Below are 15462 nucleotides of genomic sequence, written 5' to 3'. Positions count from 1 at the left end.
AACTAGCAGTGCTAATTAATGCGCGTTGATGCGCGGCGTGAGGAGCCTCTCGTGCGTCCCGTCCACTTCGCGGCCGCCCGCCGCACCCCCATCGGCAAGCTGCGCGGATCCCTCTCGGCGATCCGGCCCGACGATCTCGCCGCCGCCGTCGTCCGGGCCCTGGTCACCGGCGTGCCCGCGCTGGACCCCGCCCGGATCGACGACGTCTACTGGGGCGCAGCCAACCAGGCAGGCGAGGACAACCGCAACGTCGCCCGTATGGCCGCGCTGCTCGCCGGGCTCCCCGAATCCGTGCCCGGCGCCACCGTCAACCGCCTCTGCGCCTCGGGCCTGGAGGCCGTGACCACGGCAGCCCGCACCATCGCCGCCGGCGAGGCGGACGTCGTGATCGCGGGCGGCTCCGAGTCGATGAGCCGCGCCCCCTTCGTCCTGCCCCGTCCCGACGACGCCCTGCCGCACCGCATGGAGACCGCCGACACCCGCCTCGGCTGGCGCCTGGTCAACCCGGCGATGCGCGACCTGCACGGCCTGCTGGCCATGGGCGAGACCGCCGAGGAAGTCGCCGCGCGGTACGGCATCCCGCGCGAACGCCAGGACGACTTCGCCCTGCGCAGCCACCAGCGCGCCGCCCTGGCCCGCAAGAACGGCCACTTCGACGACGAGCTCCTCCCGGTGGAGCGCCCCGACGGCGTGGTCGTCGACACCGACGAGTGCGTGCGCGAGGACACCTCGTACGAGAAGCTGGCCCGGCTGAAGCCCGTCTTCCGGGACGGCGGCACGGTCACCGCGGGCAACGCCTCACCGATGAACGACGGCGCCGCCGGCCTCCTCCTCGTCAGCGAGGAGGCCCTGAACGACCTGGGCCTGGAGTCGCTGGGCCGCTACGTCGCCGGCGCCTCCGCCGGTGTCCACCCCGACATCATGGGCATCGGCCCCGTCCCCGCCACCCGCAAGGTGCTCACCCGCGCCGGGTGGAGCGTCGGCGACCTGGAGGAGGCCGAGTTCAACGAGGCCTTCGCCGCCCAGGCCCTGGCCTGTGTCGACCAGCTCGGCATCGACCCCGACCTCGTCAACCCCAGCGGCGGCGCCATCGCGCTGGGCCACCCCCTGGGCTGCTCCGGCGCCCGCATCCTCACGACGCTGCTCCACCGGATGCGGCGCACTGGGGCGGGACGGGGCCTCGCCACGATGTGCGTCGGCGTGGGACAGGGCAGCGCGGTCCTCGTCGAACGGTCCTAGCGGCCCCGGCCCGGCCCACCAGGCGAGACAGCGCTTACGGGCACCGGTTCGTTGCACATAGCATCAGTGTTCGCATGAACACCATGACGCTCTGGCACATCACCGGCTGGGAGTTCGCCGCCCTCGCCTTCGCGGCCCTGCTCGTCGGCTTCTCGAAGACCGCCGTGAGCGGGGCCAACACGGTCAGCCTCGCCGTCTTCGCGGCGGTGCTGCCCGCCCGCGCCTCCACCGGCGTGCTGCTGCCCGTCCTGATCGCCGGAGACCTCCTGGCCGTCGCCACCTACCGGCGCCACGCCCACTGGCCCACGCTGTGGCGGCTGTTCCCGGCGGTCGCCGCGGGTGTCGTCGTCGGCACGGTGTTCCTGGTCTGGGCGGACGACGCGGTCGTACGGACCTCGATCGGCGCGATCCTGCTGCTGATGGCGGCCGTGACGGTGTGGCGCCGGCGCACGGCCGAGAAGGAGGAGGACCCGGAGTCGGTCACCACGCGCTCGGGCCGGATCAAGGCCCGCTCCTACGGTGTCCTCGGCGGCTTCACCACCATGGTCGCCAACGCGGGCGGCCCCGTGATGTCGATGTACCTGCTCTCCGCGGGCTTCCGCAAGCTCGGCTTCCTCGGCACCTCGGCCTTCTTCTTCCTGATCGTCAACGTCTCCAAGCTGCCCTTCAGCGCGGGACTCGGACTGATCGACGGCCGCTCCCTGCTCCTGGACCTGGCGCTCGTGGCGTTCGTGGTGCCCGGCGCGCTGCTGGGCAAGTGGGCCGTGCACCGGATCAACCAGCGGCTGTTCGAACAGCTCGTCATCGCGGCGACCGTCGTGGGCGGTCTGCAACTACTGCTGCGCTGACTCCCGCAGCAGCGCCGGAAGGTCCGCGAAGGAGTCGATCACGTGGTCGGGCGTGCCGTCGGCGTCCCGCAGGGTCTCCGGCTGGAACTTCCCGGTCCGCACGAGCACCCCGGTGACCCCGGCCCGCTGTGCCGCCAGCACGTCGGACTCGACGTCGTCCCCGACCATCACCGCCTCTTGCGCTCCGACGCCCAGCCGGGCGAGTGCCGACGCGAAGAACGCGCGTGACGGCTTGCCGGTGATCTCGGCCTCCACCCGGGCGGCCCGCTCCAGCCCGGCCAGGAACGCCCCGGAATCCAGCCGCAGCCCCTCGTCCGTACGCCAGTACAGGTTGCGGTGCATCGCCACCAGCCGGGCCCCGCGCTGCAGATGCCCGAAGGCCCGGTCGAGCGCCGTGTACCCGAACTCGGGACCGGCCCCGCCGACCAGGACGACATCCGGCACGGTCCCGGTGTCACCCTCCTCGACGACCGTGACTCCGTCGAGGTCCTCCACGATGTCGCCGCTGTTGAGCAGCGCGCACCGGGCACCGGGACAGTGCTCGGCGAGGTACGCGGCGGTGGCGGCGGGCGCGGTCAGGATGTCCCCGGCGGACACCGGGAACCCCGCCTCCGCCAGCGTCCCGGCGATCGACGCCCGGGTGCGGGAGGTGGTGTTGGTGACCAGCAGCACGGCGAAGCCGGCCTCCCGGACCTCCCGCAACGCCTCGACGGCCCCCGGCAACGGCCGCCACGAGACGGTGAGCACCCCGTCGATGTCGATGAGCACGGCACGCACGGACTCCATGGCAGGACGATAACGACCGGGAGCGGTGATCGCCGGTCGCCACCCGCCCCGCCCCGGGCGGAACCCGACCTCGTACGCTCGACCCCGTGTCCCCTCACGTTCTGGTCCTCGGCGGCACGGCCGAGGCCCGTGCCCTGGCCGCCGCCCTGGCCGGGCGCCCCGGTGTCCGCGTCACGACGTCCCTCGCGGGACGTACGGCCAAGCCGGGGGCGCTCGACGGGGAGGTGCGCGTCGGGGGCTTCGGCGGGGCCCGGGGGCTGGCCGGGTGGCTGCGGGAACAGGGTGTGGACGCGCTCGTCGACGCCACGCACCCGTTCGCCGAGTCGATCACGGCCAACGCCGCCCGCGCCGCGGCCGAGACCGGCGTCCCCGCGGTGGTGCTCCGCCGCCCCGGGTGGCGGCCCGGCCCCGGCGACCACTGGCACCCGGTCCCCTCACTGGACGCGGCAGCCGGCCTGCTTCCGCAGCTCGGCCGCCGGGTGCTCCTCACCACCGGGCGCCTCGGCCTGGCCTCCTTCGCCCACCTGACGCGACTCCACTTCGTCGTGCGGTCGGTGGATCCCCCCGGGCCGCCGATGCCGCCCAACACCCGTGTACTGCTCGCCCGCGGCCCGTTCACCGTCCCCGGCGAGACGGCCCTGCTGCGCGAGCACCGCGTCGACGTCCTCGTGACCAAGGACAGCGGCGGAGCGGCGACGGCGGCCAAACTGACCGCGGCCCGGGACCTCGGGCTGCCGGTCGTGGTCGTACGGAGGCCGCCGCTGCCGGACGGAGTGACGGCCGTTCCCGATGTCCAGGGCGTGCTGGAACGGCTGGGGATCGGGTAGGACGCTCACACCGAGCCGGTGGTGAGGGACTTCTCCCGGCCGCGCGACAGCCCATGGCCCAGGTCCACCAGCGGCCGCCTCGCGATCGCGTCGACCGCCACACTCAGGTCGCTGTCCGCGGGTGCCCGGTGACGTGCCCGCCCGTCCCGTCAGTCGCGGGGGTTTCTGCGCAGCAGATACGTGTCCATGATCCAGCCCTTGCGCTCACGGGCCTCGGCCCGCAGCCGCTCGATGCGGGGGGCCGCCTGGGCGATCGGGCCGGAGACGAGGATCTCGTCCGGAGTGCCGATGTAGGCGCCCCAGTAGATGTCGACGTCCTCCTGCGCGTACCGCCGGAAGGTCTGGTGGGCGTCGAGCATGACCACCACGTCGTCCACGCCCTCCGGGAAGCCCTCCGCCAGCCGCCGTCCGGTGGTGATCTGCACCGGCCGGGCCACGCGGTTGAGGCCCGTGCGGTGCCGGGCGACGAGCGCCGAGACACTGCTGATGCCGGGCACGACGTCGTACTCGAACGTCACGGCGCCCCGCTCCAGCACCTCCTCCAGGATCCCCAGCGTGCTGTCGTACAGCGACGGGTCGCCCCACACCAGGAACGCGCCGGTCTGCTCCTCGCCGAGCTCCTCGGCGATGAGCCGCTCGTAGATGTCGGCCCGGGCGCTGCGCCAGTCCCCGACGGCGGGGGAGTAAGCCGTACCGCCGGCGCTGCGGTCCCGCTCGGGGTCGCGCGCCTCGACGACGCGGTACGTCCCCTCGGGCACGTGCGCGTCGAGCATGTCCCGGCGCAGCCCGGTGAGATCCGCCTTCACCTCGCCCTTCTCCAGGATGAAGAACACGTCCGTGCTCCGCAGCGCCCTGACCGCCTGGAGGGTGAGCTGGTCGGGGTCGCCCGCACCGATACCGATGACATGAATCTTTCGCACGGCCCGAGTCTGCCGCACGGAGATCCGGACGGGTACACCGAGGGTCGGCTCGTCGCCCCCGTCAGTGGGCCGGGCGAGCGTCCGTCGCCGCAGCTCAGCGCCCGGCCTCCGGACCCCGCAGCCGGGGCGCCCGGGCCCCCGCGTCCACCGGCCGGCCGGTTCGTTCCACGTCCGCGGCCAGTTCCCGCGCCCACGCGGCCACGCTCCCGACGTCGATTCCGTGCGGCAGGGCCTGCCCGGCCCCGGACACCCAGGCCTCGGCCGCTCCCGCCCCGCGCCGCAAGAGCCGGGCCCCGCCGGTCAGGTTCCCCCGGGCGGCGTGGGTGAGCCCCACGGCGAGCTGGGCGAGCCCGCGCCACAGCTCGCGCTCCCGGTCGGGCCCCGACTTCCACGCGTCCTCGAACACCTCGTGCGCATGGAACGGCTTGCCCTCGTCCAGCAGCCGCTGCGCTTCCGTGACGGTCTCCTTGGGGGTGCGGACGACGCCCTCGGGCTGCCGGGGCACACCGTCCGCGCCGTACGGCAGGGGCCGCCCGAGACCGTCCCTGGGGCGGGCATTGCGCGCCCGCCCCTCACTGTCGCGGTCCCGTGCGTCGCCCGGCCGGTCCGGGTAGGTCTCTCCTGTGCTGCCCATACGCCGATTGTCCCGCGCGGCCCGCTTTCGGCGCGGCCAGGGGTGTGGGGTAAAGTGCTGCTCGCGCGATCACGCGGCTCACCGCGGGTGGCGCGCACCGGGACGTGGCGCAGCTTGGTAGCGCACTTGACTGGGGGTCAAGGGGTCGCAGGTTCAAATCCTGTCGTCCCGACGGTGCGAGAGGTCCCGCAGGCCGATGCCTGCGGGGCCTTTCCGTTGTGCGTACGGGTTGTGCTCACGCCCTTGACCTCAAGAGCACTCCAAGCTGAAGACTCCCCAGCGTGCCCCGACCTCCGGGGCCGCCGGAGGGAGCGACGCCCGTGAAGTACCGCACGATCGGCACGAACCCCACGACCCGCCGCGAGGTGAGTGTCCTCGCGCTCGGCGCGATGCTGTTCGGCTCGGTGACGGACGAGGCGACGTCCTTCGCCCTGCTCGACCGCTACGTCGAAGCCGGCGGGAACTTCATCGACACGTCCGACAACTACGCGTTCTGGGCCGACGGCGGCCAGGGCGGCCAGAGCGAGGAACTCCTCGGCCGCTGGCGGCGCAGCCGCGGCATCGGCGACGAGATCGTCGTCGCGACCAAGCTGGGCGCCCGCCCCCTTGCGCCCGGCACCAGCTATACCGACAACCCCGAGGGCCTGTCCGCGAAGGTGATCCGCGAGTCTGCCGAGCGCAGCCGCGAACGGCTCGGCCTGGAGAAGCTGGACCTGCTGTACGCGCACATAGAGGACCACACCGTCCCGCTCCAGGAGACCGTCGAGGCCTTCGCCGCCCTGGTCGCCGACGGCACCGCCGGACTGCTCGGCGTGAGCAACCACGCCGTCTGGCGCGTGGAGCGGGCCCGGGCCGTCGCCGCCGCAGCCGGACTGCCCGGCTACGAGGTCCTCCAGTACGCCCACACCCACCTGCGCCCCCGCACCGACGTCCCCGACGCCTTGTTCCCGGACGGCAGCCTCGGCCACGCCGGCCCCGACCTGCTCGGCTACCTGAGGGCCGAGCCGGGCCTGACCCTGGTCGCGTACTCGCCGCTGCTGAGGGGCGCCTACACCCGCCCGGAGCGGCTGCCCGCCGACTTCGACCACCCCGGCACCCCGGCCCGGCTGGCGGCCCTGAGCGAGGTGGCGCGGGAGACCGGCGCGACCGTCAACCAGGTCGTGCTCGCCTGGCAGATCGGCGGCGAACTGCCCGTCCTGCCGCTGGCCGGGGTCTCCTCGGTCGCACAGCTGGAGGAGAACCTGATGGCGGTGGACCTGGAGCTGACCCCGGACCAGCGCGCAAGGCTCGACGCGGCGCACTGACACCGTGGGACCGTGGAGGGGAACGGCAACCGGACCTCCCGAAGGAGCACCGGCCATGACCACCCACCCGGCCCACCCCGGCGCCCGCTCGATCAGAACCACCCCGGAAGGCCTCATGTGGGAGCCCAGCGAGCGCTGGGTGCGCGGCCGCAAGGGCGACGTCACCGTCGTCGACAGCCGGCACCCGGTCCTCGTCTGGGAACCCCACCTGCCCGTGCCGCAGTACGTCTTCCCCCGCGAGGACGTCCGCACCGACCTCCTCTGCCCGGCCGAGAGCCCGCCCACGGGCGCCCACACCGGCTCCCGGATCTTCTACGATCTCGACGCCGACGGCGAGGTGCGCCGGAACGCGGCCTGGACGTTCCCCGCCGACGACCTGGCCGGCCACATCGCCTTCGAGTGGTTCCTGCGCACCGACACGGGCCTAGACCACTGGTACGAGGAGGACGAGGAGATCTTCATCCACCCCCGCGACCCGCACAAGCGCGTCGACGCGCTGTCCAGCAGCCGGCACGTGCGGGTCGAGATCGACGGGCAGGTCGTCGCGGACAGCCACGACCCCGTCCTGCTCTTCGAGACCTCCCTGCCCACCCGGTACTACCTCCCCCGCGAGGACGTCCGCCTCGATCTGTTCGACACCACCGACCACCACACCGGATGCCCGTACAAGGGCACCGCCTCGTACTGGTCCTGGCGCGGCGGGGCCGACGTGCCGCCCAACCTCGTGTGGACCTATCCGGAGCCGCTGCCCGCGGTGGCGGCGATCCAGGGTCGCGTCGCCTTCTTCAACGAGGTCGTCGACATCACGCTGGACGGCGAGCGTCTGGAACGCCCGGACACGCCGTTCAGCCGGATGCTGCGGAAGCGGAGCCGTTCGTGAACCTGTCGAGCAGGGCGTCGAGGCCGGCCGCGAGGCCCTCGGGCCCGCCCCGCTCGGCGAGCGCGGCCGCCGTCTCCCGCAGCGTCGGCAGCTCCTTGGCGGACAGCCTGTGCAGTCCGAGGCGGAAGGCCGGGTCGGTCTCGTCCGGGTTGTCCACCATGGGGCGCAGCTCCACGGACACATAGCCGTGCAGCCAGGCCGTGAAGGCGCGGAACACGGCGGAGGCGGTGGCCTCGTCGAATCCGGCCTTCCGCAGCAGCGCGAGCACCCGCTCGTGATCCCGCAGCACCGCGGCGGGCCGCCGGGCCAGTGGAACCGCCAGCAGACGCGTGGCGAGCAGCGGCACCGCCTGGGGGTGCGCGAGGCACACGTCGTAGGTCGCGCGGGCGAACCGATGCAGTCCGGCCCGCCAGTCGGCGTCCTCGCCGGCGTCGGCGGCCAACTGCTCCTCCAGCTCCAGGTACAGCGCCTCGACGAGCCCGTCGAGAAGGGCGTCCTTGCTCGCCGCGTAGCGGTAGAGCGCCATGGCCTCCACGTTGAGCTCGGCACCGAGGCGACGCATGCTCAGGGCGGAGAGGCCCTCGCGGTCGACCAGTGCCAGGGCGGCGCTCAGCACGCGCTCCCGGTTGAGCCTGCCGTAACGCCCGCGGTCGCTGGCGCGTCGAGCCGGGCCAGTCCCTGAGCCGTTCGCCATTCGGGTGCCTCCTCGTCACAGACCCTGTCCGTGGAAAGCGTGCCATCCCTATACGACGTAAACGTAAGCGATCAGAGCCCCGGAGCGCGCATCGTCGGGGCCGGACGGACACGAAAGCCGGCAGGGCGCCGCACAAGATGCACCCCCGAGGGGTGTGAGTGACGATTGATGAGGATCATCCCTGTCGGAGTATGGCAAAGGTGTCTTCCATTGAGCTGCCTGGGCATGAGTTCTCGCCGTGGCTCCCTTCCAAGGCGCAGACCCGTACCACCAGATCGTTGGTCGCCACGTCTGCACCGGATCGGGAACCCGCCGCGCACCCCCCGTGCGAGGCACGGCCACACGTCCGGAGCTCGCCCGCGCGCTATCGGTCCCTTCGGCGGTGCGTCGAACAGCGGAGGCAGAGAGCGGTCCCTCACAGTTCGTCACCGCTCTCTCTCCCACTTCCCGCCTGGGTACTCGGCGCACACGCTCCGGGAATCGTGTGGCGGGGAAGCTCCCGCCGCCCGCGCAGTGACCACACAGACCCTGCGACGCCCGGTGTGCTCCCGTTTCAAAGCACGTCGCGGGCGGCGAGAACCGTCGGCCCCTGTCGAGCCCGCTGAGACCCACCCGGCCGGAACATCCGCCGAGGTGTCCGGAGAGAGTCGGCAACCCGCCGATGTCACCAGCCGTGACGCTCCTCGCGGCGGGACCGACCACGGGCCATCGGGACGTCATGACGAGCCGGGTGACACGGCACAGCCGGACCACCGTTCCATGCGAGACACACCCACGAGTGACAGGAAGGTACGCACCGCCCGCACCATTGTGGTGCTCGGCGTCACCGAGGTCATCGGCAAGCTGTCCATGGTGATCATTTTCATCGGAGCGGCCCGCCTGCTCGGTGTGGCCGACTTCGGTGTCTTCGCCTACGCGCTCGCAGTGGGCGCGCTGGCCACCCTCGTCCCCCTGTGGGGCTATGACACGATCGTGGTGCAGCGGGCCAGCGCCGAGCCCAAGCAGTTGCAGGCACTGCTCGCTCAGCTCATGGTCATGCGAACCATCCTGGTCGTGCTGGTCTTCGCGATCATCTGTGGGGCGCTGGGACTGTCCCGACCGTCTGACACCCGCACGGCCGTGGCGGGGTTGCTCGTCGTCGCCGCCGTCGTGCTCGACACCTACACGGAGGGGTACCGATCCGCCGCGGCGGCCATGCAACGCCAGAACACCATCGCGGTAGTTCACCTGCTGCAGCGCCTGTTGACCGCGGCCTGGGTCTTGACCGCCTTGCTGTTGGACACCGGACTCCTGGGGCTGGCCGTCGCCTATGCCGCCGGAACGGCCGTCGGCCCGGTCGCGGCCATGCTGTTGGTCCGACGTCAGGGGGTACGCGCCGACTGGGGGGCCGTATCGGTCGCGTCACTCGTCCGACTCAATCGCGGGACCTGGATGATCGGCCTCCAGGCCGTCGTAGCGATGGCCCTGTTCAGGCTGGACACACTGTTCGTGGGCTGGCTGGTGGGAAACCGGGCGGTCGGCATCTACGCCGCGGCGTACCGTCTGCTCGAGACGGCTGTGTTCGTCTGCTGGGTGGTCACTCGGGCCGTCTTCCCGTTGATGGCCGCCGATCCCAGGCCACACCGCGTTCGCCGTAACACCGAGCGCGGCATCGGTGTGCTGGCAGCCGTGTTCATCCCGTACATGACGGTGCTGCTGTGCCGGGGACACGATGTGCTGCTGCTGCTCTATGGTGGGCAGTTCGCCGACGCCGGCACGGACATGCTGCGCTGGCTGGCGCCGGCACCGCTGCTGTTCGGTCTTGTCTACCTGGCGACCGACGCCTTGACCGCGGCCGGCCCAACCCTGCGCGTGCTCACCGGGGCGGTGATCGCCCTGACGGTCAACGTATCGCTGAATCTGCTGCTCATCCCTCGCTACGGTGCGACCGCGGCTGCGTTCGTGACGTCGTTCTCGTACGCGGTCGAGGCCGTCGTGCTGATACTCCTCGGGCACACCAGAGTGGGACGACCCCGTCTTAGCCGAACCGTCCTGCCCGCCGTCGTGGCGTCCGGCGCCGCCGTCGGACCCCTGCTGGCCCCCTGGCCGCTCGCACCGGCTCTGCTCACCGCCGCAGTGGTCTACGTGCCCTGCTGGGCGGTCATCGCACGTCGCATCGATCCGGAGCAGGTCCGGGTTCTTCGCGACATGGTCAAGCGGAGGAAAAGCACATGACTCGTCCCCTGCGTGTCAGTGTGGTGGCGCCCCACGGAGTCGTCGGCGGTGCCGAACTCTGGTTGCTCTCCCTGCTGGACGCCACGGACCGGCTCGCGGTGGACGCCGTGCTGCTGGCAGACGGACCGCTGCGCGACGAGTTCGCCCGGCGGGGTGTGCCCTGCACCGTGCGTCCTACGGGCAGATCCGGGACGTCGATCGCCGGTGCGGCGGCCTGGCTGATGCGCCGGCTGCGCGCCGACCGGCCCGACGTGGTCCTGGCGAACGGGGTCAAGGCCGCGACCGTGGCCGCCCCTGCGGCTTGGCTCGCAGGGGTGCGATGCGTCTGGGCCAAGCACGACCACACCCACGACGGCCCACTGATGACACTGCTGGCCCTTCTCTCCGACGGCTGCGTGGCGACCGGAGCCGAACTGGTCCCCGCCTCCCGGCACCCCGCCGCCGTGCTGGTGCCCTTCCCCGCGCCCGGTCGTGCCGCACTGCCCCGCGAGACCGCTCGCCAAGAGCTGCATCGCAGAGGGGTACGGCTAGGCCAGGACGAACTGCTGCTGCTCACCGTGGCGCGCCTTGTCGGATACAAGGGCGTGGATGACGCCATCACGGCACTCGCGCAGCCCGGCACATCGCGATGGCGACTGGCCGTGGTGGGCCCCGAGGATCCTGCCGAGCCGGAAGAGCGCGAGCGACTTGCCAGGCTGGCGGCCACCCTCGACGTCGCCGACCGGGTGGACTTCACCGGCTGGCTCCAGGAGGCATGGCAGTTCATCCCGGCTGCCGACGCGGTCGCCGTACTGACGAAGTGGGCCGGGAGCGGGCCATCGCAGGAGAGCTTCGGTGCCGTGGCGTTGGAGGCGATGCTCGCCGGCGTTCCGGTGATCGCCACTGCGCCCGGTCCCGTCTCGGAGCGGGTGGCACCGCCGGGGGCCGACCCGGCCGGGATCACCGTCGAACCCGCGAGGGCGGATCAGGTCGCGGAGGCGTTGCGGCGGCTGGAGGATCCGGGCATCCGCGCCGCGATGGGGTCCGCCGGCCGCCGAAGCGCCGTCGCCCATCCGGGTCCGGAGCAGAGCGCCGCGCTGCTGGTGCGGACCCTGGCCGAGACCGCCAGACTGACCGGCACAGGACTGGACGGCACCGCTGCGGTCAGCGTGGTCACGACCGTGAAGAACGAGGCAGGGGTGATCGATCAGCTCCTGCAACTCCTGGTGCCCCAACTGACCGTGGACGGGGACGAAATCATCGTCGTCGACGGTGGCTCGACCGATGACACCGCGCGGCGAGTCGAGACCTGGGCCTCACGCGACCCACGCGTGCGCCTGCTGCGCGCCCCGGGCACCGGTATCTCGGCAGGTCGTAACGCAGGAATCCGGGCGGCCCGCAACTCGCTGATCGCCTGCACCGATGCGGGCTGTTATCCCGCCTCGGACTGGCTGGCCCGGCTGCGTGCGGCGGCGGGAGAAGCCGAGAGCGCGAGCCTGCTGACCGGTGTCTACCGCGTGCGCGGTCGGGGACCGGTTGCCCAGGCACTGGCCCTGGTCGGCTACCCGGACCCCGAAGAAGCCCGGCACCCCGGGCCGTGGACCCGTCTGTACTGCCGGTACCTCGGCCGGGAATTCGACGCCACCCTGCCCACCGGCCGCTCTGTGGCCTTCACCCGTGCGGCATGGGAGGACGCCGGTGGATTCCCGGAACACCTCAGAACCGCCGAGGACGTGCTCTTCGGCCGGGCCGTGGTGGCGGCCGGACATCGTGCGGCACTGGTCACCTCCGCCGAGGTGGGCTGGGAGCAGCGGCCGACACTCCGTCAGACGGCGGCGATGTACTTCCATTACGGCGAGGGCAGTGGATGGTCGGCGCATCCCCTCCTGCTGGGCCGCGACACCGCGAGGGCCGTTGCGTACACCGCCGCCCTGGCCGCGGGCCTGCGAGGCTCGACCGCGCGGCGGGTCACCGCCGCCGCGTTCATCGGCTACCTCTCGCTGCCGCTGACCAGGGCCGTGCGCGAGCGGCGCTGGGCTGCCTTGCCGGCCGTCCCCCTGGTCGCTGTCGTACGCGATCTGTCCAAGGCCGCCGGTGCGGCACACGGTCTGGTGGGCCGGATGAGGTCCGTACGGGCACGGGGTGCCGCCCCGGGCACAGGCGGGCCCTCATGATCAGGGAGGGCACCGTGGAGCGCGGGCCCGGCCTGACGCATGCCGCCGCGCTCATGCTCGCCACCGTAGGCGTGTGGATCGCCGGATGGAACGTGTCACCCACACTCGGGCTCGTCCTCCTGGTGCCCGTACTGGTGGCGACAGCCCTCGTCTCCGTCCGCCGCCCGGTGCTGGCCGTGGCCACCGTCCCCCTTCTCCTGGTGGTGGGAAACGTCGGGTTGCCCCTGTCCCTGCCTCTTGTCCGGGGCCAGATTCTGGCCGTCGCGGCGGTCGTCCTGATCGCCAGAATGAAGGGGTACGGGCGGCGAATCGGCTGGTCGCCGGTGATCGCGGCCATGGCGCTGCTGGTCGCGGCCGCGGTTGTGTCCACCCTCTCCGGTGTTGATCCGGCCCGCTCGCTGCGGCATGACGTGGGATACCTGGTCGGGCTGCTCCTGGCAGCAGCGATCGTCGTGGTCACGGTCGACCGCTCGGATCTGCTGCTGCTCGCGTCCGCCGTATGCGTCGGAGGGGCGATCCTGTGCGCCACTGCCCTCACCTCGATCCCCGAGCTGCAGGTGGAGAGCAGGGACGCCTCACTGATTGTCAACCGTCCCGCGGGCGTTTTCGGCCAACCGAACGAGCTGGGCCTGGCCGCCGCGATGACGGTTTGTTTCTGCGTGGCCATGACCGTCGTGGCCCATCGTCAGCGCCAGACCTGGATGACCGCGCTGTTCGCGGTGGCGGCACTGATGGCCGCGGCGGCGCTGGTGGCAAGCCTGTCCCGCGGTGCCTGGATCGGTTGCGCCCTCGGGCTGGTCGTCCTCGCCCTGCTGCTGCGCGAGGCCCGAACGCTGCTGATCAGCTTGGCGACGGTAGCCACGGTCGGCCTGGCGCTGCTGGTGATCGCTCCCCCGTCGCAGAACACCCCCGTCGCAGCCCAACGGCTGCTGTCGATCTTCGGAGGCCAGGGCAATCCCTATGACGAGCGGCCCGCCGCGAGAGCGGAGGCCGTCGTCCAGATGTCCGAGAACCCCGTTCTGGGCACCGGCCCCGGCACCTTTCAGGTGGCGGCGAAGCAGGGCTTGGCGCATGTCGAAGCTGCACAGAACGAGGAGCATGCGCACAACCTGGCGCTCGCCGTGGGCGCGGAGCAAGGAGTCCTGGGAGTGACCGCGCTCCTCGTGGCGACGGGTGTCGGGGCACGGGAAGCCCTGCTCAACAGCCGTGCGCCGGCGCTTCGGGCGAGCAGCGGCGACTCGCAGAGCAAGGCCACGACCGGCTTGACGCCTCGCGGTGTCTCGGCCGGGGCGGGTGCTGCGCTGGCCGCCGTGATCGGCCATGGGGCGGTCGACTACCCGCTGCGCAACCCGGTGATCGCCACGATGGCCTGGCTGTTCATCGGGCTTCTGGCGGCATGCGCCCGTTCACGTACGCATACCCACCCACAAGAAACACGAGGCGACGAACAATGAGCCAGTGGCAACCACAGCAGTCCGTCGGTGACGGCGCGAGGACCACACCGGATACCGCGGTGGGCCCCAGCAAGGACGGTGGCGCGGCCGCCTCGACCGCGGCATCGCCCCAGACGTCACCGCCCCGGCACGGAGAATCCGCCGGACCGCCGACCTCGGGCGACGCGGGAACCGCCCGCTCCGCCTCCGCGCGTCGGCGCGGTGCACTGGCGGCGTTGCTGGCAGGGTTGCTGGTACTCGCGGGCGGACTGGTGGTCATCGAACAACTGCCCACACGCTATTCGACCACCAGCACGATCTCTTTCGCGCCGCGGTCGCAGCCAAATGTCAGTGCGGATGTCATCGAACTGGTCGCCAACAAGTACGCGGTGGTGGCGGCTTCGACGACCAGCGTGGCCTCCGCCGCTGCCGCAGCATCGGTGACACGCGCGGAGCTTCGTGACGCGCTGTCCATCTCGGTGGAGGCGAACACGGCCAATCTGGACATCGCCGTGTCCCTGGCGAACGCCCGCGCGGCCGCCACAGCCGCCAACACGATCGCGGCCGCGGTCAACAGGGCCGCTGCCGACGACCAGCTGATCGCGGGAGAGATCACGGCACGGGCCGATCCTGTCTCGGCCCAGCTCCAGCCTTCTCGCTCACTCCTGCGCGTCATCGCGGTGGCGGCGGCCTTGCTGGTGGCCGGTTGGGTCAGCTTCGCCGCCCGTCAGATCAGCCGCAGAGCAGGGAGACCCCAGTGAACGCTCTCAGAAGCAGGCCGCTGGTGTTGATGTACCACGCGGTCGGCGAGCGTGGCGCCCAGGAGGACCCTTTCTGTCTGTTCGTCCCACAGGACCGGCTCTACGAGCAGCTTGCCTCTCTCCTCGCGCGTGGCTGGACACCTCTGACGCTGGACACCTATCTCCACGGTGCCCTGCCACCCCGAAGCCTGCTGGTGACGTTCGACGACGGTTACCAGGCGATGTTGGACGAGGGGCTCCCTGTCCTGCGGGAACTGAAGATGCCCGCTACGGTCTTCGTGCTCGGCGGCCTCCTCGGCGGCCGGTCCCGGTGGATGCCCGAGATGCCCGACGAGCCACTCCTCGACGCGGAGGGCGTCCGCGAACTGGCCGGCGCCGGGCTGGATGTCGAGTGCCACGGGTGGGAGCACAGCACGCTGTTGAAGGCATCCCCTGAAGCACTCGCCCGCAACACGACGCAAGCCGCCCGGGCGCTGACCGATCTCACCGGCCGGCGGCCGCGCGCATTCGCGTACCCCTACGGGGACCATGACGCGAGGGCACGCCGCGCGGTGGCGGAAGCCGGCTTCGAGATCGCCTTCAGCACGTACCACGCCGAGGGGCGGTACGCGACGCCGCGCGTCGCCGTCAGCCCTACCGACACCGGCGCGACGTTCCATCTCAAGGTGCTGCCGGCCTACCCGGTCATGCGCCGGATATCCGGGCATGTTCCGAAGCTGCGTCCTGCCCTGCATTCTCTGATCGGCCGTGCCCCACGGAGCTGACCGAA

14 protein-coding genes and 1 tRNA gene are annotated in these 15462 nt (G+C 71.9%); 11 read left to right on the top strand and 4 right to left on the bottom strand.

Features of this window, described 5'->3' with window-relative positions:
- The first annotated feature begins 51 nt into the window (after nucleotides 1-51).
- Nucleotides 52-1239 (top strand): thiolase family protein, encoded by a 1188-nt coding sequence (locus HNR57_RS01345; RefSeq protein ID WP_184554646.1) that lies wholly within the window; start codon nucleotides 52-54, stop codon nucleotides 1237-1239.
- Between the two features lie 74 nt (nucleotides 1240-1313).
- The gene (locus HNR57_RS01340) at nucleotides 1314-2087 is read left to right on the top strand and encodes a sulfite exporter TauE/SafE family protein (protein ID WP_184554643.1); all 774 of its coding nucleotides are present in this window, start codon (nucleotides 1314-1316) and stop codon (nucleotides 2085-2087) included.
- Here the strand turns inward: HNR57_RS01340 and HNR57_RS01335 are convergent.
- A complete protein-coding gene (locus tag HNR57_RS01335) occupies nucleotides 2073-2873 on the bottom strand; it encodes an HAD-IIA family hydrolase (protein WP_184554640.1) in 801 nt (266 codons plus the stop codon). The genes HNR57_RS01340 and HNR57_RS01335 overlap by 15 nt on opposite strands.
- 86 nt (nucleotides 2874-2959) lie before the next feature.
- On the opposite strand from HNR57_RS01335, the gene HNR57_RS01330 reads away from it, so the two are divergent.
- Nucleotides 2960-3700 (top strand): cobalt-precorrin-6A reductase, encoded by a 741-nt coding sequence (locus HNR57_RS01330; RefSeq protein WP_184554637.1) that lies wholly within the window; start codon nucleotides 2960-2962, stop codon nucleotides 3698-3700.
- Between the two features lie 149 nt (nucleotides 3701-3849).
- Here HNR57_RS01330 and cobF read toward each other — a convergent pair whose 3' ends face one another.
- Complete coding sequence (gene cobF, locus HNR57_RS01325) at nucleotides 3850-4620, bottom strand: precorrin-6A synthase (deacetylating) (RefSeq protein ID WP_184554634.1); 771 nt, start codon at nucleotides 4618-4620, stop codon at nucleotides 3850-3852.
- 94 nt (nucleotides 4621-4714) lie between these two features.
- Nucleotides 4715-5254, bottom strand: a complete 540-nt coding sequence (locus tag HNR57_RS01320; protein WP_184554632.1) for a DUF309 domain-containing protein — start codon at nucleotides 5252-5254, stop codon at nucleotides 4715-4717.
- A 98-nt stretch (nucleotides 5255-5352) separates the two neighbouring features.
- On the opposite strand from HNR57_RS01320, the gene HNR57_RS01315 reads away from it, so the two are divergent.
- The 3 genes from HNR57_RS01315 (at nucleotide 5353) to HNR57_RS01305 (ending at nucleotide 7438) form a co-directional block, all read left to right on the top strand.
- Nucleotides 5353-5426: transfer RNA gene (locus HNR57_RS01315), tRNA-Pro, on the top strand.
- Nucleotides 5427-5574: 148 nt separating this feature from the next.
- A complete protein-coding gene (locus tag HNR57_RS01310; protein ID WP_184554629.1) occupies nucleotides 5575-6558 on the top strand; it encodes an aldo/keto reductase in 984 nt (327 codons plus the stop codon).
- Between the two features lie 55 nt (nucleotides 6559-6613).
- Nucleotides 6614-7438: a DUF427 domain-containing protein gene (locus HNR57_RS01305; RefSeq protein ID WP_184554626.1), complete on the top strand. Its 825-nt coding sequence runs from the start codon at nucleotides 6614-6616 to the stop codon at nucleotides 7436-7438.
- Here HNR57_RS01305 and HNR57_RS01300 read toward each other — a convergent pair.
- Entirely contained in the window at nucleotides 7404-8132 is a 729-nt protein-coding gene (locus HNR57_RS01300) for a TetR/AcrR family transcriptional regulator (RefSeq protein ID WP_184554623.1), read from the bottom strand. The genes HNR57_RS01305 and HNR57_RS01300 overlap by 35 nt on opposite strands.
- Before the next feature lie 759 nt (nucleotides 8133-8891).
- On the opposite strand from HNR57_RS01300, the gene HNR57_RS01295 reads away from it, so the two are divergent.
- From HNR57_RS01295 to HNR57_RS01275, 5 genes are all read left to right on the top strand, one after another.
- Nucleotides 8892-10346: a flippase gene (locus HNR57_RS01295; RefSeq protein ID WP_184554620.1), complete on the top strand. Its 1455-nt coding sequence runs from the start codon at nucleotides 8892-8894 to the stop codon at nucleotides 10344-10346.
- A complete protein-coding gene (locus HNR57_RS01290) occupies nucleotides 10343-12499 on the top strand; it encodes a glycosyltransferase (protein WP_184554617.1) in 2157 nt (718 codons plus the stop codon). The genes HNR57_RS01295 and HNR57_RS01290 overlap by 4 nt, the downstream gene beginning before the upstream one ends.
- Before the next feature lie 14 nt (nucleotides 12500-12513).
- Nucleotides 12514-13953 carry an O-antigen ligase family protein gene (locus HNR57_RS40525; RefSeq protein WP_184554614.1) on the top strand — a complete coding sequence of 480 codons (1440 nt, stop codon included), beginning with the start codon at nucleotides 12514-12516 and terminating at the stop codon, nucleotides 13951-13953.
- Between the two features lie 215 nt (nucleotides 13954-14168).
- Complete coding sequence (locus tag HNR57_RS01280; RefSeq protein ID WP_184554611.1) at nucleotides 14169-14693, top strand: hypothetical protein; 525 nt, start codon at nucleotides 14169-14171, stop codon at nucleotides 14691-14693.
- A complete protein-coding gene (locus HNR57_RS01275) occupies nucleotides 14690-15457 on the top strand; it encodes a polysaccharide deacetylase family protein (protein WP_184554608.1) in 768 nt (255 codons plus the stop codon). The genes HNR57_RS01280 and HNR57_RS01275 overlap by 4 nt, the downstream gene beginning before the upstream one ends.
- Nucleotides 15458-15462: the final 5 nt, after the last annotated feature.

The sequence above is a fragment of the Streptomyces paradoxus genome, assembly GCF_014202475.1.
Classification (GTDB): Bacteria; Actinomycetota; Actinomycetes; order Streptomycetales; family Streptomycetaceae; genus Streptomyces; species Streptomyces paradoxus.
The sequence above is the reverse complement of the archived record's forward strand: the minus strand, read 5'-3'. Positions and strand labels throughout refer to the sequence as shown.

Coding starts and splice junctions, on each gene's coding strand:
- HNR57_RS01335 (WP_184554640.1), bottom strand. CDS start 2,873: ATGGAGTCCGTGCGTGCCGTGCTCATCGACATCGACGGGGTGCTCACC.
- HNR57_RS01295 (WP_184554620.1), top strand. CDS start 8,892: ATGCGAGACACACCCACGAGTGACAGGAAGGTACGCACCGCCCGCACC.
- HNR57_RS01320 (WP_184554632.1), bottom strand. CDS start 5,254: ATGGGCAGCACAGGAGAGACCTACCCGGACCGGCCGGGCGACGCACGG.
- HNR57_RS01300 (WP_184554623.1), bottom strand. CDS start 8,132: ATGGCGAACGGCTCAGGGACTGGCCCGGCTCGACGCGCCAGCGACCGC.
- HNR57_RS01290 (WP_184554617.1), top strand. CDS start 10,343: ATGACTCGTCCCCTGCGTGTCAGTGTGGTGGCGCCCCACGGAGTCGTC.
- HNR57_RS01340 (WP_184554643.1), top strand. CDS start 1,314: ATGAACACCATGACGCTCTGGCACATCACCGGCTGGGAGTTCGCCGCC.
- HNR57_RS01305 (WP_184554626.1), top strand. CDS start 6,614: ATGACCACCCACCCGGCCCACCCCGGCGCCCGCTCGATCAGAACCACC.